Origin of the sequence: Mycobacterium genavense ATCC 51234 (assembly GCF_000526915.1) — a bacterium.
GTDB lineage: Bacteria > Actinomycetota > Actinomycetes > Mycobacteriales > Mycobacteriaceae > Mycobacterium > Mycobacterium genavense.
Genome location: NZ_JAGZ01000013.1, coordinates 1 through 19,985, shown reverse-complemented (window position 1 = coordinate 19,985; position 19,985 = coordinate 1). Strand labels below are relative to the sequence as shown.

Sequence of the window (19,985 nt, the reverse complement as noted above, 5' to 3'; positions counted from 1 at the left end):
CCTCCCGCTTGCGGGGGACTGCGCCCGGCTGCGCCGCGCTTGCGATCGCCACGAGCTAGCGCCTGCGGCTCTTCTTACGCGGCGGCGGCAGCGCGCCCTCGGCGCGCAACCGCGCGGCATGCTCGGCCAGCGCGTCGACCAGAGGCCCGACGGCAGCGGTCTCGGGCTGCACGTCGACCCGCAGGCCGAACTCGGCGGCGGTCTCGGCCGTCTTGGGACCGATGCAGGCAATGATGGTGCGCGCGTGGGGTTTACCGGCGATGCCGACCAAGTTGCGCACCGTCGAGCTGGAGGTGAAGCACACCGCGTCGAAGCGGCCCGTCTTGATCATCTCGCGGGTGGCAGCCGGCGGCGGTGCCGCCCGAACCGTCCGGTACGCGGTGACATCCTCGATCTCCCAACCACGTTCGCGCAGGCCCTCGGCCAGCGTCTCGGTGGCGATGTCGGCACGCGGCAGCAACACCCGGTTGACCGGATCGAAAATGCTGTCGTACTCGGGAAAGTCGTCCAGCAGACCCAGCGAGGACTGCTCCCCGGCCGGCACCAGCTCGGGACTGATCCCGAAGGCCCGGACCCGGTCGGCCGTCGATTCGCCGACGCAGGCGATCTTCACGCCGGAGAAGGCGCGGGCGTCCAGCCCAAACTCCCCGAACTTCTCCCACACCGCGCGCACCGCGTTGGTGGAGGTGAACACCACCCACTGGAATCGGCCGTCGACCAATCCCTTGACGGCCCGCTCCATCTGGGCGGGGCTGCGCGGCGGCTCGACCGCGATGGTCGGCACCTCGACCGGCAGCGCGCCGTAGGACGTCAGCCGCTCGCTCATCTCCCCGGCCTGGTCCTTGGTGCGCGGCACCAACACCGTCCAGCCGTACAGCGCCCGGCTCTCCCACCAGTTCAGTTTCGACCGCCTGTGCACCGTCTTGCCGATGGTGACCACCAGCGGCCCGGTCAGCGGGCCCGCGGGGTCGCCGGCTCCGGCCACCACCGCCGCGTCCGTCAACCCGTTCAGCGTGGTCTCCACCGAGCGCTGCTGACAGGTGGTGCCCTGGGCGGTGACCACGCACGGCGTGGTGTCGGCCAGCTCGTGCTCGATCAGCGCGCGGGCCGCGGCGGCCAGATGCGTCGGGGTGGCCTGCAGGATCAGCGGTCCGGGGGCCGCCGCCAAGGCTTCCCAATCCACCTGCGGGTCGCGCACGTCGGCCAGCGTGTGCGAGGAGCCCAGCGGCAGGCCCGCGTAGGTCGGCACCGCGCTCGTCGGCGACAGCCCCGGCACGATCTCCACGGGCAGGTGGGTGCGCGCGACGGCGTTCACCTCGCTGATCACCGCGTCGAGCGTCAGCGGGTCACCGGACACCAGCCGCACCACGTCGACGCCCGTGCGGGCCTCCGCGGTCAGCGTCTTGGCGACCTCGGCGGGCTCACCCAGCGCCGGACGGATGTCGGCCCCGCCGGACAGCACCGTGGCCGCCGGCGGCTGATCCGCGTCGGGTGAGCCGTCGGTCGTCGCGGGCGCCGGTTCGGCGGGCGCCGGGCCCGAGACGGGCGGCAGGTCCTTGCCGATCAGTGCCAGCACCGGTTCGGGTACGTCGGGATCGGTGAACACCAGGGCCGCATTGGCCAGCACGGTGGCCGCCCGCGTGGTCAACAGTCCCGGATCACCCGGGCCGGAACCCACGAACGTGATGCGGCCCGGTCTCGGCTTGCGCCCTCGCGTCGTCATTGTCGCTCCCAAGTCATCCCTTTTTGAGGTCATTTAGTTACTCGTGCGCGGGGTCTCGCCGCGCTTGCCCGATCAGCTCTTCCGCACCCAACTCCAGCAGCTCCGCGGCCACCGAGAGCCCCAGTTCTCGGGCCCGCTGGGGAGCGCCGATGCCGGACGCGCAAATCACGTCGGACCCATCGAGCGCCGCCACGCAACCGCGCAGCGACAGCTCGTCGAAGACCCGGCCGTCCTCATCAATGGACTCGACCACCTCGGCGATCGCTCCCACCGGTGCGGAGCAACCCGCCTCCAGTTCGGCCAACAGGGCTCGCTCGGCAGTGACCGCCGCGCGCGTGTCAGAGTCGTCCAACTCCGCCAGCACCGCCGCCAGCCGGCTGTCCTCGGCGCGGCATTCGACGGCGAGCGCGCCCTGAGCCGGTGCTGGCAACATTTGCACCGGCTCTAGCGTCTCGGTGACATCAGCGAGACGGCCCAGGCGAGCCAATCCGGCCCGGGCCACCACGATGGCGTCTAGATCACCACTACTTACCCTGTTCAACCTGGTATCTAGGTTGCCTCGTAGGGGGCGGATTTCCAAACCGAGACCCAATGCTCTAAGCTGTGCGGCCCGCCGCGGGGATGACGTGCCGACCAGCGAACCTGCCGGCAACTCGCCGAGCACCAACCCGTCGCGCGCCACCAGCGCGTCGCGCGTGTCATTGCGTGCCGGGATGGCGGCGATGTTGAACCTCGGGTCGTCGGCGGTTGGCAAATCCTTGTGCGAGTGCACGGCGGCGTCGACCCGGCCGTCCTGGATGGCCTCACGCAGCGCGGTGGTGAAGGCGCCGACACCCAACGTTTCGATGGGCGCCGCCGACCGGTCGCCCGCGGTGCTGACGATCACCAACTCCGCGGGGTGACCGTTGGCGATGAGAGCGTCCCTGACGACGGAGGCCTGGGTGGTGGCCAGCAGACTGCCCCGCGTGCCGATACGGATCACGTGCGCCAATCGGGTTACTCGGCGGATTGCTGCGTGCCGGCGTCGAATCCCGTTGGCACCACCGGTAATTCACCTGCAGCCACGGCATCGACGGCGGTCTGGTCGAGTTCGAAAAGCTCGCGCAGGGCTTCGGCGTAGCTGTCGCCGCCAGGGGCGCTGGCGAGTTGCTTGATCCGCACCGTGGGCGCGTGCAGCAGCTTGTCCACCACCCGCCGGACCGTGCGAGCCACCTCTTCGCGCTGGGCGCTCTCGAGCCCGGGGAGCCGGTTTTCCAGCCGCAGCAACTCGGCTTCGACGACGTCGGCGGCGCGCTGGCGCAACGCCGTCACGGTCGGGGTCACCTCGGCCATCCGCTGTCCGGCCAGGTAGGCGGCGACCTCGGCGGCCACGATGTGGCGCGCGGCGTCGACGTCGCCGGCGGCGGCGTGAGCCGAGGGTTCGTGCTGGACGCGGTCCACGTCGACGACCCAGACGCCGGGAAGTCCGGCCACCGCGGGGTCGACGTCGCGCGGCATGCCCAGGTCGCAGATAAGCAGCGGGTTGCCCGCTTCGTCGCGCTGCGCGGCGGCCAGGGCGTGGTGGACATCGGCCAGCGACACCACGGGGCTCACCGCGCCGGTGCAGCTGACCACCACGTCGACGTCGGCCAGTGCGTCGGGGAGCCGCTCCAGCGTCAGCGCCTGGGCGCGCACGCCCGAGTCGCGGATCTTGCGGACCAGGCGTTGCCCCCGAGCCAGCGACCGGTTGAGCACCACGATGCGGGCGATACCGGCCCGGATCAGGTGGGCCGCCGACAGCGCGCCCATCGCGCCGGCGCCGACGACGACGGCGGTCTTGCCCGACAGTCCGTCCACCTTGCGCCCGGCCAGGCCCAGCGCGACCGAGACCACCGAGGCGCCGGTGGCGTCGATGGCCGTTTCGGAGTGCACCCGCTTGCCGACCGACAGCGCGCGTTGGGCCAGCTCGTGCAGCACCCGCCCGACCGTGCGATTCGCCTCGGCGGCGGCGTAGGCCCGGCGCACCTGCCCGAGCACCTGCTGTTCACCGACGACCGCCGAGTCCAGGCCGCTCGCGACGGCGAAAAGGTGCTCGACGGCGGCCTCGCTGTAGCGCACGTAGGCGTACTTGGTGAGGTCGCCCATCGTCATTCCGGAGTGTTCCGACAGCACCTGCCCGATGACGGCCAAACCGCCGTGGAACGCGTCGACCACCGCGTAGACCTCGACCCGGTTGCAGGTCGAGAGCACCATGGCCTCGGTGACCAGCGGCGACTGCAACACCCGGTCGACGATCTTGTTGCGGTCGGCTTCGTCGAGGCTGAGTTGTTCCAGAACGGAGACCGGCGCACTACGGTGCGAAACCCCGAAGAGCAAGATGCTCACGGCAGCATCACCTGGCCAGCTCCCTCGCTACTCCAGTAACTGAACTGCTGTCTACGGTAAACGTTTATTCGGTGGGCTACCAAATAATGAGTCCACTCCCCCGGGCCGGTGGTCACGGCGTTATCGAGCGAGGTCGGCCCGCAGCCGCGGCTCGTCGATCTCCCAGTAACTGTGCTCGCGGCCATCCAGCAAAATCACGGGCAGCCGGTCGCCGAACTCAGCCCGCAGCCCGGGGTTGCCGGCCGCCGCGGCGGCGTCGACGTCGGTGGCCGTCAGGTCGAAATCCAGCTCCCCGGCCAGTTCGGCCAGCCGGGCGTAGGCCTTTTTACAAATGGTGCACCCGGCGCGGGTCAGCAGCTCGATCTTCGGGCGATCGGTCATGGCACCAGTGTGCCTGTGCGCACTCACGGGTGAATTGTGGGCGGCCCCGGCACTCATTAGGTTGCGGCTATGGCTGCAGGCAGCGAGCTGCGCGTCGATCCGCAGATGATGGACGGTTTTGCCAAGTCCCTGCTGGGTGCCGCCGAGAACCTGCGCAGCCGGCTGGCCGAGCTGGACGGTCAGGTCGGCCAAATGCTGGGCGGCTGGCAGGGCGGGTCGGGAAGCGCCTACGCCGCCGCATGGGAGCTGTGGCAGCGCGGGGCCGTCGAGGTCCAGACGGGATTGTCGGTTTTGGCCAGCGCGGTGGCCCAGGCCGGTCAGGCCTACCAGCACAACGAGACCGTTTCCACGCAGCTGGTCCGGGGGTTGCACCGTGGCTGAGGCGTTTCGGGTCGACCCGCAGGCGTTGGCGGAGTCCGTGCAGCGGATGGCCGAGTTCGGCCGCTATCCCGAAAGCATGCTCACCGAAATCGACTCGCTGGTAAGCAATTTGCACGTGACGTGGACGGGCGAGGGCGCGACCGCCCACGCGCAGGCCCACCAACACTGGGCCCGGGGCGAGGCGATGATGCGCGCCGCGCTGGCCCAGTTGCACGCGGCGGGCGCGACGGCCCACGGCAACTACACCAGCGCCATGGCCAAGAATCTGGCGATGTGGTCGTGAACTGACGGTGGATCACGTTGGCGGCCAAGGGTGGCGGTAGCGCTCGCCGCGGAGACTTCGTCACCCACCCGTTCTGGTCCTCACTGTAACAATATACGATCACATACGTGTGATACGTTTGTATATCTGACTTGCATTGTGATGCTGGAAGTAGGTTCTCGTGCTGGAAGTGATCAGCCATCCGCCGACCCGGTTCCCGGGCACATGAACCCGATGGATCGCTCTGGCGCGGATGCCAAGGAGGGACCTGGCGGTGCCGAGGTCGACGAGCCGGGCGGCGAAACTGCCCGTGACATAACGGATTCGGCGCGTGTTATGCCTGCAGCCAGTCGGTCACGTCGCAAACCTGGCTGGATTGCGGTGGCCGCGGTGGTGGGGGTGCTTGTGTTGTCAATTGCGGCTGGCTTGAGTGCGGGATCGCTTTATGCGGAGCATCGCCGAAGTGTCGCTGCCACAGAGGCATTGCAGGCCGCACAGCGCTACGTCAGCCTGCTGACCAACATCAACGCCGACAAGCTCGTCGGGAAGTCGGACGAGATCCTCAATGGCTCTACCGGCGAATTTCATGAAAAGTTCAGCAAGGCCAACGGCAAGTTGGGGACGCTGCTGGCGAACAACAATGTAGTGGCGCGGGGCGAGATCGTCGAGGCTGCGGTCAAGGGTGTTACCCCCACCCGGGTGGTGGTGCTGATGTTCATCGATCAGTCGGTCAGTACCCGCAAGAATCCGGAACTAACAATTGAGCGGAGCCGCATCAGGATGGTGATGACAAAGGTGAGCGGTCAGTGGCTGGCGAGCAGGGTCAACCTGATATGAGGACTGCGGCGATAGGCGCGCGACGGCTGATATCTGCGATCACGGCCGAGGCGCTCATCGTGTCCGCGCTGTTCAGTCTGGCGATTGCGATGTCGGTCGGGCAGTCAAAAGCGGAAGACGTTGACTGGCAAGCGATTGCGCAATGCGAGTCAGGTGAAAACTGGGTGGCCGATACTGGAAACGGGTTGTACGGCGGCTTGCAAATCAGCCAGGCGACATGGAACGCCAACGGGGGTGTCGGCTCGCCGGCGGCAGCAAGCCCGCAGCAACAGATCGAAGTGGCCGACCGGATCATGGAGACGCAAGGCCCCGGCGCATGGCCCAAATGCAGCTCGTATAGCCGCGGCGCGTCGCCGGTGAGCTCACTGAAACATGTGCTGACGTTCCTGACCGACGAGAGCGGCGGCTGCCATGGACTCGAGGTGAAAGGCTGACGCTCGGGTCGGCCGGACCGGGACGCGACACCTCGCCGCACCCGTATGAATGCCATTGGAAATCAACATGTTTAGAAATATCGATCGGCACGCCTAGCGGCTGGGGCGTTGGGCAGCCGCTAGGCGCACGATTGCCGGCGCGCTGGAATCGCCCTTAGGCCGTCGACTCTTCGACGGCCTGTGCGGCCAACCCGTCCCGCCCACTTCCATGACCGTTGCTGAGGAATCCGCCGTGATTGCCCAGAGCCTCGATCAGACTCTTGACCTTGACGGCCTCGTCCTCGGTCGGGATCTCACCGGCTTCCAAATCGTTGAGCAAGTCCACGTTCAATCCGGCCCCATTGGCGGTCTCTTGTGCGGTCAGTTTGGCATGCAGGCGGGCGACGTAGAGTTGCTGGCCAAGCGTGGCGGCCGGAGCGGACGCGGCCCGCTCCATCAGTTCGTCGTAGCACCGACGCGCCTCGCTCAGCGCAAGCATCACCCGAGGAGTAAGCCGGCGGCGGGTTGCCGCTTCGGACAACGTCTTTCGTAACTTTCGTAGGCTTACGCGGATGACCTCAACCCGCGGCCGGAACTCGCCGTTGTTATCGTCCGGCAAAGCTTCGATCGCCGTTAGGTACATGTGCATCGCGGCTTCGGCCATGCCGGAGATGATCGACGCTTCACCTTCGTCCGGGTTTTCTTTCCCCACCGTGTGTCCTCGGCTTCCTATAGCTGTTGGCCCGGCAGAACTACACCCTCCGCCGCGGCGAGCGATCATATTTGTGATACCTGATTATATATGGCGTTACACCAGGGAGTGTCGCCTCTTGTGCCCGTAGCTGCTCTACGAATTTGCCTGGGAGCCAGTCCGGATCCCTATCGGACGCCATGGTGGCGGCTGGTGCACGGACATCGAATATGGTGACCGGCCGGCGACCTCAGCATCAGACCTACGGGCGCTACCCAGCCTCCGCGAAATCCCAGCCAACCCTAGACACGACAAAAGGCACGCGAACGGCCTAGCGCTGCGATGGCAGCTGCCGGGTGATCCGCACTGCGCCGTGTGACAACTGTCTGAAGGCGGAATGCTGTGCACTACAACATATTACTGGAAGTTGGCCCGGGGCAGCCTGGCTGCACTCGTTAACGCAGAGCGGCCCGGACGGGTCCGCTGGGGATGTCCGGGCCGCTCTGGTCGGTCAGAGGTGGTGCAGTATTTGCTGCAGGGCCGCAATCAGTTCATCGATTACCCATTCCGCACCCGCGAAGACTGCCTCGATTACCTTGACCGGCACTATGATGATCGCTTCGGCGGTCTTGATTACGGCCTCGACGATCTCATGGACGATCGGGAATTGGCGGCGGAGGCGGAATGTCCGCTGGCCACACACCACCGGGTGTTAGTGGGAAGGCAGGCTGTAGCGGCCGGAATGGGTAGGCCGGCTTCAGTGTCGGCTCCCACGAGCCCGATGGGGTGGGGTGATAACCCGGCCGGAAGTGGAACGGATATGCCGGCCTCAAACCCGGCCACCCCTCACCCGACGGCGTCGGCTGCCACGCAGGCTCCAACGGTCTAAACGGATATGCAGGCTTCAAACCCGGCCACCCGGTCCCCGAGGGCGTCGGCTGGAACGACGGGTGCAGCGGCCTAAACGGATACGCAGGCTGCAGACCCGGCTCCCAGGAACCCGACGGTGTCGGGTGATAACTCGGACGGAACTTAAAGGGGTACGCCGGCTTCAAATCCGGCCACCCTTCACCCGACGGCGTCGGCTGGAACGATGGGTGCAATGGCCTGAACGGATACGTTGGGTTTGGCGTTGTTGGCTTGAGCCCTTATTCGGCGGCTACTTCCGTCTCGGCGTAAGAAGCACCGGAGTTGGTGAGGGTACGGACGAATTCCTGGTGAAATGTCGTGGCTTGAAGGCTGACTTTCTGGTACGAAACAGCGTGTCCGCCAAAGAGTTCAGCCAGTTGGGCCGACACCGAGTCAGACGCGGGGGGAGCCACACCCGTTGTCGGCGCGGCCGCGGTAGCGGAAGCTTCCTCGATCGAGGATCCTATGGCGGCGACATCGCCTGCGGCGGCCGCGAGTTGCTCGGGCGCCACACTTACCAACGACACAACACTTACTCTCCTGTCCTATTCAGATGTCCACATCAGCACCGATAGACAAAGCAAGTCCGCCGACACCTACGAGAGGACGTCATCGGCGGGCAGATTCGGTTCGCCATGCCAGCCGCAGCGTGGATGCAGCTGATAGTTGCGCTGGGTAGCCGGCGTGCGAGTTGCTCCCGCCCCTTGACCCCATACATCGTGGCGCAGCGTGGAGGCAAGATCATCAGAGGAAACTCTGAATGCCGGCCAGTTGGGTTGTCTTACGCAATGGGCCGCACGGGGTTCAACCTGTGCCGATCACAGGGCGGTGTCGCCGAGTCAAGCGCTTCCCTCGTCGTCCACGCGGCGACGCTGAGCCTTCAGCGCACGTGTGGTGTGCGCAGCCGACGCTACGGTATGCACCTATCCGCGATGCAATCGCTAGTGGCGGCGGAACCGCACGCGACGAGAGCTGTTATGCGACGCCCACTTCAGCGCATCTTGTGCGCTATGTCGCGTAGCGATTCTTGACGGCGGGAGGCGTCCAGCGCCCGTCGAGGATCTCGGCGGTCGGCCAGTAGGCGCGCAGCAGGAGTGAGAACTCGTTGTCCGGTGCGGGCAGCCAGTTGGGGATGTCGCCGCATCGGGGCGGTTGGGCGCCGATGTACAGGGTCAGCGAGCCGTCGTCGTTTTGCCGCAGGTTTCGGGTCTTCGTGCCCAGTGAGTAGCGGCCCTGTTCGTTGGGGTGGAAGAAGTGGTGCTCGTTGTACACGGTCAGCGACCAAAAGCCTTGCGCAGGTGGAAGTTGATTCGGGAGAAAGGTGAGTGAATAGCGGTTCGCCCCCCGTCAATCGCGCCGCGTCGGAATCGAAGTCTTGGTAGAAGTAGGCGGTCTCACCGCTCCGATTGACGAACATGCTCGATTTGGCCACGGCGGTGCGAGTGAAGTAGTCGGTGCCGAACTGCGCACCGTTGGTCACCTGTGTCCAGTGATGCGGCAGCGCCAGGCCGTAATTGCTGAATTCAAACAGTGGCGCGACGAGTTGTCGGTCGCTGTGGTGGGCGGCCGCAGTCACCGCATCGTCGATGTCGGGGTCACAGCGAGCGGCATCCAGCATCGCGCGGATTTGGTGGTAGAGGCTGTGTTCCCCGGCGAGTGGCGGCACTTCGTCAAGTACTGCGGGCAATGTGGAGAAGAAGGTTTCCGGGTCTACCCAGGACGTTTCGCTGTCGCGGGCATGGTCGGGGCCGACGGGGTAGATCGGGATGCGGGACCAGTCAACGGATTTGGTGTGCCCATCGTATTCAGACAACGGGTAGCCGTTGATTTGGTTGATGATCGGCTGGATAGCCACCCAGTCCACGACCGTGTCGTCCATGAACAGCCGCGGACGGGTCGCCCCGATGCGTGTGGGGCAGCGAAAGACTTCGGTAATCCCGTCGGGGACCGGGCCATCCCAATCGGTATGTGCTAGAAGGTAGAAGCCGGGTTGGGTCGCGTACATGGCGCCGAGTTCGGCGAAGCTGTCGGTGCGTTGGTCGACGGCCTGATAGACCCAGAACCGGTCGCCGAAGTCGGGTATCTGGATGACGACGGGTTCGATCTCGAGGTCCAGGAAGCCCTGCCCGTAGACCAAGTCTTGGTTGGGGCAGGCGATCGCCCGCATACTTGGGTCGATGTAATCGCGCAGCATGCATAGCCGGTTCGGCGGCGTGACGGGCAGGAAGCCCCCGGCCAAGCCTGGGGCGGGAATCGCCTTCGCGCTCATGAGGCGGTTGTGCATGTTGACCATCGGCCATGCCCAGAAGTAGGCGAACCGAGCGATTTGCCCGGCATATTCGGCAGATATTCGCGTGCCGACAACCGGGCCGGGAATCGTCGTGCTCATGGGCCCTTTCGGGTTCGGCGCGCCACCGGGGGACACTGCCTGCAACGCGGGCCGATGTTGCCTCGAACTACTTCGGTATGAGGCTTAGCCCGTTTGCGGTGTCCATCGCGGCGCGTACTCACTCCCCGTTAGCCACCGCCGGGGCGAGCAGGTCTTGACGAACCATCTCGACGGCGGCGCCCTTTCCGCTGGCGGTGAACGCCGGGGCTGTCAGGCAATAAGGCCGGTCAGCGGTCGCGATGGCCAGAACGACGTCCGACCCGGCGACGCCGTTGGCGCGGGCGGTGTTCTCCACCCACTTCAGGGGTTGAAGGCCTTCGAAACTGTCGACGTACACCATCCACAGGCGGGCACCACGGTCGGTGTAAAGCTTGTCGGAGGTCTGTTGCAGAATGCCGGCCTCGAATTGGGTCAACACCCCCGACCCGTCGGTGACGTATCGCGACAGCTGAACCGGGGGATGGATTGCGATTCTCAGAAGTCGGCGGTCCGGAATCGTGTCCAGGCTTGCTAAACAAGAAGGCGGCGACAGCGACCAGTGCAACCCCGACGATGGACGCGATGACGGACAGCAGCCCGGCCCGGCGGTTGCGCGGCTTCTTCGAATTGTCTGTGGCGGCAGCCGACCCGCAGGGCTGAGTCGTCCCGTCGTGGAAATCTCCAGTGTCGTCGCCCTCGCCGTCGAGCAGGCTGATCAGAGCAGCGGCGAAGTCCCCGCACGTCGCATAACGCTCGCTGGGCTCCTTGGCCAGGACTTTGGTGAAGACACCGTCGAGAGATACTAGGTCGGCACGACGCTCGCTGATCAGTGGCGGCGGTGCCGACAGGTGCGCGGCGATGACCACGGCAGTGCTGGGTGCCTGGTACGGCGACGACCCGGTGAGCAGGTGGAACGCGGTACAGCCCAGCGCGTATTGGTCTGCCGTGCCGTCGAGACTGGCGCCTTGCAGTTGTTCGGGTGCACAGTAGTCCACGGTTCCCACAAACGTGTCGGCCTCGGTCAGGCCATCGCCGCCGCCGAGTGCCCACGAAATCCCGAAGTCGGCCAGCATGATTCGCCGGGGGTTGGTGCCGTCGCTCAAAAGGATGTTGGCCGGCTTGACGTCACCGTGCAGCACGCCGCGAGCGTGGCCATAATCCAACGCATCGGCGACCGCGAAAATGATCTCCCAGACAACGGCTTTCGGGATGCCGCTCGGGTACTGGGTGCGCAATAGCGTCGCGGCGTCGGTGCCCTTCACGTATTGCGTCGAGATCCACAAGTGGCCGTTCGACTCGCCACGGTCGTAGACCGGGACGATGTGGCCATGCCGCAAAGCTGCGGCCGAGTCCGCTTCGCGGAGGAACCGCAGGCGGAATTCGTCATCGCTCGTGAGCTGAGGCGGCAATACCTTCAGCGCGTCAGAGCGCGGCAGGTGTGGATGCTCGGCCAGATAGACCTCTCCCATGCGGCCGTGACCTACCTTGCACTGAATTGTGTAGCCAGCGAACAGGTCCCCCGGCACCAAGCATCGGCAGCGCCCATACCTTCTCGTATCTCTATATATGTCTATGCCGATCATATATTATCGTGGTAGCACCTCACGACATCCATCCGGCGAACGTGGTGCACAGCAAGTACCCGTTGAAGCACGTGTGATCAGGGTGATCGCGCATGCCGCGACCGTCGTTATTTTCGGTTGACCATTTCGGCCATCACCTCCGATCGATGACTCAACAGCACCAGCGGCACCAGCGCGAACGGGATGCCGAACGACAACACCACCTGCGATAGTACCAGGGCCTGCGTCGTGTCTGTGGCCAGAGCCAGGACGATCAGTGACGGGAGCACCGTCAGGGCCCGCCGCACCATGAGGGGAATCCGCCAGTTCATGAACCCGGCCATCACGACCTGACCGGCGTAGGTGCCGACGCTTGACGACGACAGCCCAGAGATCAGCAGCGCGACGGCAAACGCGAACGCTACGCCCTGTCCGAGGTGGGAGGCGAGATGGCGGTGCACCGAGCCCAGCTCGGTAATGTCGGTCAGTCCGGGCCGGTGAAAAAGTGCCGCTGCGATGCAGAGCATCGCGAGGTTGACCAATCCTGCCAAGCCCAGGCCGACGATGCAGTCCCAGGTGCTGAAGCGCAGCAGGGTGCGGCGGTCCTCGATGGTCACGGCACGCACCCGGTCGATGTGAAGAGTCGAGTGTCGGTAGACCGCGTGCGGCATGACGGTGGCGCCGACGATACTGACTGCCAGGCTTACGCTTTCGCTGTCGGTCAGCCGGGGAAAGAGACCGGCGCTTAGTTGCCCGTACTGCTGATGGCCGACAATCACGAACATGTAGATGACGCCGATCCTCACAAGGGCCACCATGGCGATGATGGCGAGTTCGAAGCGCCGGTATCCACGCTGTTGCAAAGACAGAAGCCCAAATGCCGCGCCCGCGGTCACGATCCCCGCGGCCAGCAGGGGCAAGCCGAAAACCAGGTTCAATCCCACTGCTGCGCCGACGAACTCCGACAGGTCGGTTGCCATGGCGACGATCTCGGCTTGGAGCCACAGCATGACGTTGACGCGTCGGGTGTACTGGTGACGGCACAATTCGGCCAGATTTCGCCCGGTTGATAGGCCCACTTTGGCGGCCAGATACTGGACGAGAATTGCCATGATGTTGGCCATCACGACCACCCACACCAGCTGGTAGCCGTAACTGCCGCCGGCGGCGAAGTTGGTGGCAAAGTTTCCCGGGTCCGCGTAGGCCACCGACGCGACGAAGGCCGGGCCGGTCAATGCGAGCGCGGTGCGGGCGCGCCCGCGGCGTCGGATCTCGGCGAGCGCGATACCGCCCTGTCGGTCCGTTACCGTCACCGGCGCACCCGAATTCCCGCCATTAGCTGCCTCTCCCGATCTCGAGGCGGGTCAAATCCGGCCGTCGGGGAACATGGTCCGCACGGCCTGGGTGATCGTTGCTCGTGCCGTCGCGTCGTCGGCGGCCTGAAGCGACTCGACCACCATGATGTAGCGGTGGTCCTCGCCGATCACTCCCGTCGACAGATGCACCCACGCCCCGGCGAGACAACACATCCAGCCTTGCTTGACGGCGACCGGTTCGGCGGGCAACCCGTCAGGAATCCCGAACCGCTGCGGATAGCCGTCATCGCCTCGCGGGGTGGATTTGGCCAAATTGTCGATGATGACGGCGGCTTGCTGCGCCGGCAGTTCGCCCGATCCCTCCAGCAGCATCTCGTAGTAGCGGATGAGGTCCGTGACCGTGCTGGTGGTGTTCCACCATCGTCCGTCTCGGGGCGGGCCGGTCGATGTCAATCGGTATCGGGTGGCGACCCGCGTGATGATGTCGCTGCCGCCGCGCTGATTCCAAAACTTTTCGGCGGCTTGGTCGTCCGAGGACTGCAGCATTCGGCTCAACATACGTTGGTCGTCATCGGAAGGCATTGTGTGACTTTGGGATTGCTGCATCAGCAGGTCGTCGGCGATAAACAGCTTGGCCACCGACGCGGTGCCGGCAATTCGCGGGTTGCCATGCACGACCAGCTGGTGCGTGTTGCGATCGAGTACGGCGGCCGACAGCGCAGCGCAATTGGCCGCGGCGTCGTCAGTGGCTCGCTTGAGGCGCGCCTGCAGTCCGACGAGACTGGGACTCGGCTCGGTCTGCGGCGCGCGGGACACTGTGGTGCCGTCGAACAGCAGCTGGACCGAGTTCGCTTGTGGCAGCTCGCGACGCGACGCAGTGTAGGCCGCGTTGTTGGTCTCCTTCGCGTGCACGCCGGCGGTGTCGCAACCCACCACCGCCAGCATCACCGCTGTCACGGCCACGACCACTAACAGCGGGCCTGCACGTCTCATAGCTCTTCTCGCACAATTTGGTTCGGTTCGGCGTCACAGTGGGGAGCGAGAACTCCACAACGTAGCGCTTCGAGCGACCCTGACTGTGCGCTGCGCGGTCGCTCGACGCCCTGCAAGGATGCCGAGAGAGCGGCACGCACTACATCGGTCGAATGGCCGATATCCGGTGACCGCAGCGCACGCAAGCGTCGCTATGTCACCAGGCAGTATGTCGCTGTCGTCCAAGTACTTTCCTTTCGGGATGGGTCGCCGTGCGCTGACGGCCGGTATCGCACGCCGCCTGCGGCGTGGGTTCGCTAATTGCTCAGCGTGTCAAGGCATTTAGCGGCTGCATAGCAGATCTGCCCAGGAGGCCACGTCAGGGTGCTGCTTGAGTAAGGCTTTGCGCCCACGCTCGGTCATGACGCCCCATACTCCGTACTCCACTTTGTTGTTTAACGCATGAGCCGCGCATTGACGCAGCACCGGGCAGCCGTAGCAGATTCTCGCCGCGCGCTGCTGCTGCGCCTGCCCAACAAACAGCGCGTCGGGATGGCTGTTGCGACACAAAGCTTCTGCTTCCCAGGTCTGGTGTTCCACACCGGTGCTGGGCGGAGTCGCTGAGCAGTTTCTGACTGGCAGCGTTCGCGTCTGTCCTGCCATTGTCACTGCTTTCCTTGCTGCCAACGATCATCGCCGCGTGCCTTCAGATGGCCGACTGAATCGATACCACGGGATGACACTAAAGTTGTGGAGCGCCTTGGCAACGACAACCCTTCAGCAGCGCAACCGAGGTGTGCGAGTGCTTATCGTATTCTACTGACAGGATCATATACGATCGTGATCTTGGGTACAACTGAGCAAGGTCGTGCCAGCAAGTGATCCGCAGGTGGAGTCGTGTGGTGCACTGCCGGCTCGCGGCAGTCGCGGGACTAACCGGAATAGGACTTCAGCAAGACTTTGAGGGTCCGGCCCAGATGTTCGGTGGTGACGCGCTCGGCGCCCTCGGTGTCACCGTTGCGAATGGCGGCGACGAGTTTGCGATGATCGCGATTGACCTGTTGCCTAAGTGCGGGTTTGGCCCGAACCGCGGTGGCGACAGGCAACATCGACCTGTTACGCAGCGATTCGACCAGGCAATACAGCAGAGGCCAGGACTCGCGCAGTGGGTCGGTGAGGTGGTCGTGGAAATTTACGTTCAGCGCCGCCCAGTTGGCCACGTCCTGCTCGTCGTCCATCTGGGTGGCCACTTTCCCCGCCATGATGGCAGCCACCACGCGGTCTTCTTCTTCCATGGCGGCGACTTCGGCCATCGCCCGCACTTCGAGCATTTCGCGCAGCATATAGATTTCGGTGAGTTCGGCTGTGGTCGGGGCGTGCACACGGGCACCCTTGTGGGCATCGATGTCGACCAAGCCGGTCGCGGCGAGGTCTCGTAACGCCTCACGCACCGGTGTGACGCTGGTGCCGATCCGGTCGGCGATGTCGGTAAGCGTAAGCCGTTGCCCCGCGGTGAGCTCGCCGCGCAGGATCATGTTGCGCACCGTGTCACGCGCCAGGTCTACCCCCGTTTGCCGGGACGCGCTCGATACGCTCTGCAGCGACAGCATTCACCCTCCACTCACCCCAAGCAGATCAGCTGATCATATGCCTTTCTGATGATGATATAGGTCCGTGGACGGGTAAGGCTGCAGTGACTGTTGCGCGCCGGTTCGGCTACGGCTTGGAGAAACTCCGTCAGAGCGCGTACAGCGCCGGTAGGTTGACGACGATCGCCTCCTGGGTGGTGCGGGCGATGACGACCTCCGCCGGTGTGGTCAGGTCGGGGTTTTCTTCCCGATGCGGCACGTACGGTGGGACGAAGATGTAGTCGCCGGGGGCCGTGGCGATACGCACCTCCTGGTCGCCGTCGTGGAACACGAACTCGGGGTGTCCGCTGCGGATGTAGATAGCGGTTTCCGATTCTCCGTGGTGATGATTTCCTGACGCTGTTTGGGCCCCGACGTGCACCTCGCCCATCCACAGGTTCAATGCTCCGACCGGTTTGCCGCTGACCGCGGCAAACCGCTGCATGCCCTGTGTTTGCGCAGTGCCGGCGTCGAGTTCCGAAGCCTTGATGTGGTGGAGACGCTTCCTGCAGAGTGGTGCGATCCGATGCCGAGAAGTCGGGATGGAACTCATCCTGGGTGTTCATACTCAGCCCTTTCTGAAAGTGTTACTGCAGCAGCACAAATCGGGCCGCCGTCAATCGCGTGGTCGTTAGCTGCGTGGCTGTTGCGACGGGGCCGGTGCTCAATAATTGAGCGCCGGAAAACCCATCAGTTTGGCAGCTATGCCGTCCAGGATCCGCCGCAACTCGTGGAAAGGGTCTTGCAGTTTGGGTGGCAGCGTCGATACCAGCGCCGGAATAAGACCGCCCGTCTGCGGACCGTTCGTATATGGTATCCATCGGGTGACGCCGCCGGACGTGTAATTGTTCACCACATAGTCGCCGGGTGCGAAAAGACCACCCAAGTGAACATAGAAGTCATTCGAACTAGGTCGGCTTCCGTCGTGCTTGGTGATCGGAGGCAGTTCAATGTAGTCCTGTCCGAACAGCAAAGCCTTCGACACGTTGAATGGGGTCTCCAAAATGTCGGCGATACCCTTTACGACATGCCCCGACGTCAGTGCATCGAATGCTCCTTGAACACCGTTTTCAAATGCCTCCAGCGAAACGATCGGGGCTCCTAACAGATCAAGCTTCCAGAGCAGCAGCGGATTCATCTCAAACGACCAGTCAAAGTTGAATCGCATCTGCCACCCGGAAGCCAGAAGCTCCAACGGATTTGCCAGCAAGTTCTGCACAAGCTTGCCCGTTACCCCCAAACCCAACGGCTTAAGCAGGTCGGCGAGGTTTTGCATCTCATCCGCCGGAATCTGCATCACATGCCACAAGGCCGGTAGGGCGCCCTGCCAGGTATACCAATACGCACCGTTTGCAACGTGCGACTGTAGACTCGTAATAAATAAGTGGCCGCAGCCTTTGAGGACGTCGTTCATGGCGTCTTTGATGTTGCCGTGCAGCAGGTCTTTGACGGACTGCACGAACGCGTCGGGTAGGCCGAGGATGGCGTTGAGTTCGTCTTTGACGAAGTCGACCAGCGAGGTGCCGATCAGCTTGAGGTAGCCGATCTGGTTTTTGATGATCTGCTCGATCAGCTGGCCGATGTTCTGCACGATCCCGCGCGAGCCGTTCAGCACACCACCGAGGAGTTCGTTGTGCGGGGTGAAAAGCCTTGGCGCAAAGCCGTTGTGGGCCTTAAAGCCGGGTAGACCCGGGTGCCACAACCGCGCCCCTGCCGGCAGGCTGTGCCGCGGGGTGACCAAACGCGGATCCGCCATGCCCGGGCGCCACAGACGCGACGGCTCCGGGCGCCACAGGCGCGAACCCGCGCCCTCGGCGAGCCGGTGTTGACGCGCACCCAACACCTGCAACCCACCACCAGCACGGCCCCTACCCAACCCGGCCGCACTGTCGGCCTCGGCCTGCGCGTAGGCCGCACTGCTGCGGGCCAGGGTGGACACGAACTCCTGATGGAACACCTCGGCTCGGCTACTGACCGTCTGGTAGGTCTGCGCATGCCCACCAAACAACGCCGCCAACTCCGCCGACACCGAATCCGCCGCCGGAGCCACCACCCCCAATGTCGCACCCGACGCAAGCGCATTGGCTTCGCTGATCGCTGAGCCGATCCCCGATAGATCGCTGGCGGCAACCGACACCAGCTCCGGAGCAACACTTAACAGAGACACAATCAAACTTCCTTACTCCAGAACGGTATTCGAACAACGAGCCCGACGACCGGGAGACGAAAAGAGATGCCGATCGAAGGCCCAGATGTGCGGACCTTTCGGCGCTCAGCGGGGAGCCGGCCCACGCCAGCCGGCCGGCCCCCACTGTGGGTTGTTAGGCCCAGTTGCTGCCGACGGTGGCGTCGGTGGTGGCCATGTGGTCGCCGGCGTTGGTGATGTTGTGGCCGTGGGTGTTGGCGGATTGGTAGATGACGGCGAAGTTGCGGCCGAGTTGGGTGATGAATTCTTGGCAGGCGGTGGAGCCGGCGCCGCCCCAGAAGTCCCCGGCGGCGAGGACGTCGGCGATGATGGCTTGGTGTTCGGCTTCTAGGGCTGCAGCTTGGGCGCGGATGGTGGCGCCGTGGGCGGCGACATCACCGAATTGGTAGTTGATCGTCATGATGAACGTGTGTTCCTTTCTGTGAAAGTGTTTGTGCGGCAACACACTGTGGCCGCAGTGAATGGGGTGGGGTTAGCCGCGCAGGATCTGCTGGGAGGCGTGTTTCTGGGTTTCGTAGCGGGTGGCGTCGCGCAGCAGGTTGTCACGCACGTCGCCGAGGATGGTCACGATGTTGGTGAACGCCGTGTTGGCCTGGCTTAGGGTGTCGTGCGAGGTGGCCTGGGCGCTGCCGCTCCAGCCGGAGCCGGCGATGTTGAGCGAGGACGCCCACATTTTGCGGGCCTCATCGGAGATGGTTTGGGCGTGGGTGTCAAAACGGCCCGCCATGGCCCGCATCGCGGCGGGGTCGGTCATAAAACGAGAAGTCATTTGCCTTCTACTTCCTTTCCGGTGCACCCACACAGGGGCCGCGGCCGGCCCCGCCGGCACCGGGCATGCCGGCGGCTCCGGCGGCGGCCAGGGGTGCTCCGGCACCGCCCATGGGCATCATCGGCATGCCGCCCATCGGGGCGGCCCCACTCATACCGGCGGGCACCGCGTTGACACCCGCGGCGCCCACCCCGGCAAGGGCGGGCACCCCGGCGGTTTCACCGGCCAGCGGAGCCGCCCAGGAGGGGGGCACCGACAGTCCGCCGATGGGGCGGGCCCCACCCAGACCGGCGGCCACAGGCCCGGACACCCCGGCACCCGCCGCGGCCGCGGGTGCCTCGGCCAAACCAGCAGCCGCGGCGGCGGTGTCGGTCGGGGCGGTGGCGGGGGTGCCGCCCATCATGGAGGTCAGCGGCATCATCGCCATCGACGCGCCGGTCATGGCGCCCTCTTCGACCATCGAGGCCGCCATCGACATCACCGACCCGCCGGCACCGCCACCACCGGTACCCGGGGTGACCGGGCCGGCGCCCCCGCCGGTGGCGGTGCCGCCATGCCCACCGGTCGGGGTCAATCCACCCGTGGGGGTCAACCCCGAGCCGGTCGGCGTGAAGTTGGGGTTGATCACCGGCTTAGTCGGGGTGGCCCCGCTGCCTTTGGCCGGGGGTGCGGTAAACGGCGCCAGCCGCTGCGACACGGCGTGCACGGCGGCCTGATAGCCCGACATCGCGGCCACATCCTGGGCCCACATCTGCCCGTACTGGGCCTCGGTGGCCGCGATCGCTGGGGTGTTTTGCCCCAACACATTCGACGCCACCAGCGAGGCCAGCAGGGCCCGGTTCGCCGCGACCGCCTCGGGGTGCACCGTGGCCGAGCGCGCGGTTTCAAACGCCGCCGCCGCGGTCCGCACCGCGGCCGCGGCCTCCCCGGCGGCTGCGGCGGTGGCGTGCAACCAGCCCACATACGGGGCCGCACTGGCGGTCGTCGCCGCCGCGCCCACACCCCGCCACGACCCACCCTCGGTGGTCTGGGTGATCACCGAGGCAAACGACTCCGCCGCCCCCGCCAAATCCGCGGACAAACCATCCCAACCCGCAGCCGCAGCATGCAACGGCCCCGAACCCACACCGGCATACATCCGCCCCGAATTAACCTCCGGAGCAAACACCACAAAATCCAACACCAAACCACTCCTTCACCAAC

The 19,985-nt window shown here is 65.1% G+C and carries 21 protein-coding genes and 2 pseudogenes; 4 read left to right on the top strand and 19 right to left on the bottom strand.

The genetic code is table 11. From position 1 onward, the window contains the following. Window positions 1-55 precede the first annotated feature (55 nt). The 4 genes from T428_RS0121395 to T428_RS0121380 form a co-directional block, all read right to left on the bottom strand. Window positions 56-1,723, bottom strand: coding sequence for a bifunctional uroporphyrinogen-III C-methyltransferase/uroporphyrinogen-III synthase (locus T428_RS0121395; RefSeq protein ID WP_036468633.1), 1,668 nt, complete (start codon window positions 1,721-1,723; stop codon window positions 56-58). A gap of 37 nt (window positions 1,724-1,760) precedes the next feature. Beyond that, entirely contained in the window at window positions 1,761-2,705 is a 945-nt protein-coding gene (gene hemC / locus T428_RS0121390; protein WP_025738075.1) for a hydroxymethylbilane synthase, read from the bottom strand. A 14-nt stretch (window positions 2,706-2,719) separates the two neighbouring features. Then, window positions 2,720-4,087 (bottom strand): glutamyl-tRNA reductase, encoded by a 1,368-nt coding sequence (locus tag T428_RS0121385; RefSeq protein WP_025738074.1) that lies wholly within the window; start codon window positions 4,085-4,087, stop codon window positions 2,720-2,722. Between the two features lie 120 nt (window positions 4,088-4,207). Beyond that, window positions 4,208-4,468, bottom strand: a complete 261-nt coding sequence (locus T428_RS0121380; RefSeq protein ID WP_036468631.1) for a glutaredoxin family protein — start codon at window positions 4,466-4,468, stop codon at window positions 4,208-4,210. A 69-nt stretch (window positions 4,469-4,537) separates the two neighbouring features. Between T428_RS0121380 and T428_RS0121375 the strand changes: the two genes are divergently transcribed. The 4 genes from T428_RS0121375 (at window position 4,538) to T428_RS0121360 (ending at window position 6,382) form a co-directional block, all read left to right on the top strand. After that, entirely contained in the window at window positions 4,538-4,849 is a 312-nt protein-coding gene (locus T428_RS0121375; RefSeq protein WP_025738072.1) for a WXG100 family type VII secretion target, read from the top strand. Continuing rightward, entirely contained in the window at window positions 4,842-5,132 is a 291-nt protein-coding gene (locus tag T428_RS0121370; RefSeq protein ID WP_025738071.1) for a WXG100 family type VII secretion target, read from the top strand. Before T428_RS0121375 ends, T428_RS0121370 begins: the two co-directional genes overlap by 8 nt. Before the next feature lie 213 nt (window positions 5,133-5,345). Next, entirely contained in the window at window positions 5,346-5,948 is a 603-nt protein-coding gene (locus T428_RS32965) for a hypothetical protein (RefSeq protein WP_169733689.1), read from the top strand. A gap of 89 nt (window positions 5,949-6,037) precedes the next feature. Further along, entirely contained in the window at window positions 6,038-6,382 is a 345-nt protein-coding gene (locus T428_RS0121360; protein WP_245605031.1) for a transglycosylase family protein, read from the top strand. Between the two features lie 154 nt (window positions 6,383-6,536). Here the strand turns inward: T428_RS0121360 and T428_RS0121355 are convergent, their stop codons facing one another. The 15 genes and pseudogenes from T428_RS0121355 to T428_RS0121285 all read right to left on the bottom strand — a co-directional run bounded on the left by T428_RS0121355 (window position 6,537) and on the right by T428_RS0121285 (window position 19,965). Further along, a complete protein-coding gene (locus T428_RS0121355; RefSeq protein ID WP_245605023.1) occupies window positions 6,537-7,025 on the bottom strand; it encodes an XRE family transcriptional regulator in 489 nt (162 codons plus the stop codon). Between the two features lie 538 nt (window positions 7,026-7,563). Then, complete coding sequence (locus T428_RS0121350) at window positions 7,564-7,758, bottom strand: hypothetical protein (RefSeq protein WP_025738067.1); 195 nt, start codon at window positions 7,756-7,758, stop codon at window positions 7,564-7,566. A 442-nt stretch (window positions 7,759-8,200) separates the two neighbouring features. Beyond that, a complete protein-coding gene (locus tag T428_RS32360; RefSeq protein WP_084298830.1) occupies window positions 8,201-8,488 on the bottom strand; it encodes a PE family protein in 288 nt (95 codons plus the stop codon). A 464-nt stretch (window positions 8,489-8,952) separates the two neighbouring features. Further along, window positions 8,953-10,128, bottom strand: coding sequence for a DUF1254 domain-containing protein (locus tag T428_RS30060; RefSeq protein WP_211243991.1), 1,176 nt, complete (start codon window positions 10,126-10,128; stop codon window positions 8,953-8,955). Between the two features lie 340 nt (window positions 10,129-10,468). Next, window positions 10,469-10,768, bottom strand: a complete 300-nt coding sequence (locus T428_RS35000) for a TPM domain-containing protein (RefSeq protein WP_025738066.1) — start codon at window positions 10,766-10,768, stop codon at window positions 10,469-10,471. 475 nt (window positions 10,769-11,243) lie between these two features. Beyond that, window positions 11,244-11,798: pseudogene (locus T428_RS34995) on the bottom strand (serine/threonine-protein kinase); the annotation flags it as partial. A 221-nt stretch (window positions 11,799-12,019) separates the two neighbouring features. Further along, window positions 12,020-13,126, bottom strand: coding sequence for an Nramp family divalent metal transporter (locus T428_RS30050; RefSeq protein ID WP_245605022.1), 1,107 nt, complete (start codon window positions 13,124-13,126; stop codon window positions 12,020-12,022). Window positions 13,127-13,255: 129 nt separating this feature from the next. After that, a complete protein-coding gene (locus T428_RS0121315) occupies window positions 13,256-14,200 on the bottom strand; it encodes a hypothetical protein (RefSeq protein ID WP_025738065.1) in 945 nt (314 codons plus the stop codon). A 321-nt stretch (window positions 14,201-14,521) separates the two neighbouring features. After that, a complete protein-coding gene (locus tag T428_RS32355; protein ID WP_084298828.1) occupies window positions 14,522-14,842 on the bottom strand; it encodes a WhiB family transcriptional regulator in 321 nt (106 codons plus the stop codon). A 269-nt stretch (window positions 14,843-15,111) separates the two neighbouring features. Further along, on the bottom strand, window positions 15,112-15,723 hold the full coding sequence (locus T428_RS31405) for a GntR family transcriptional regulator (RefSeq protein WP_169733688.1): 612 nt from the start codon (window positions 15,721-15,723) through the stop codon (window positions 15,112-15,114). 193 nt (window positions 15,724-15,916) lie between these two features. Then, window positions 15,917-16,373, bottom strand: a pseudogene (locus tag T428_RS30040) (cupin domain-containing protein). A gap of 98 nt (window positions 16,374-16,471) precedes the next feature. Continuing rightward, window positions 16,472-17,974 carry a PE family protein gene (locus T428_RS31400; protein ID WP_025738063.1) on the bottom strand — a complete coding sequence of 501 codons (1,503 nt, stop codon included), beginning with the start codon at window positions 17,972-17,974 and terminating at the stop codon, window positions 16,472-16,474. A 154-nt stretch (window positions 17,975-18,128) separates the two neighbouring features. Further along, the gene (locus T428_RS0121295; protein WP_025738060.1) at window positions 18,129-18,413 is read right to left on the bottom strand and encodes a WXG100 family type VII secretion target; all 285 of its coding nucleotides are present in this window, start codon (window positions 18,411-18,413) and stop codon (window positions 18,129-18,131) included. A 72-nt stretch (window positions 18,414-18,485) separates the two neighbouring features. Then, window positions 18,486-18,782 (bottom strand): WXG100 family type VII secretion target, encoded by a 297-nt coding sequence (locus T428_RS0121290; RefSeq protein WP_025738061.1) that lies wholly within the window; start codon window positions 18,780-18,782, stop codon window positions 18,486-18,488. 7 nt (window positions 18,783-18,789) lie between these two features. Continuing rightward, the gene (locus T428_RS0121285; RefSeq protein WP_156943056.1) at window positions 18,790-19,965 is read right to left on the bottom strand and encodes a PPE family protein; all 1,176 of its coding nucleotides are present in this window, start codon (window positions 19,963-19,965) and stop codon (window positions 18,790-18,792) included. Window positions 19,966-19,985: the final 20 nt, after the last annotated feature.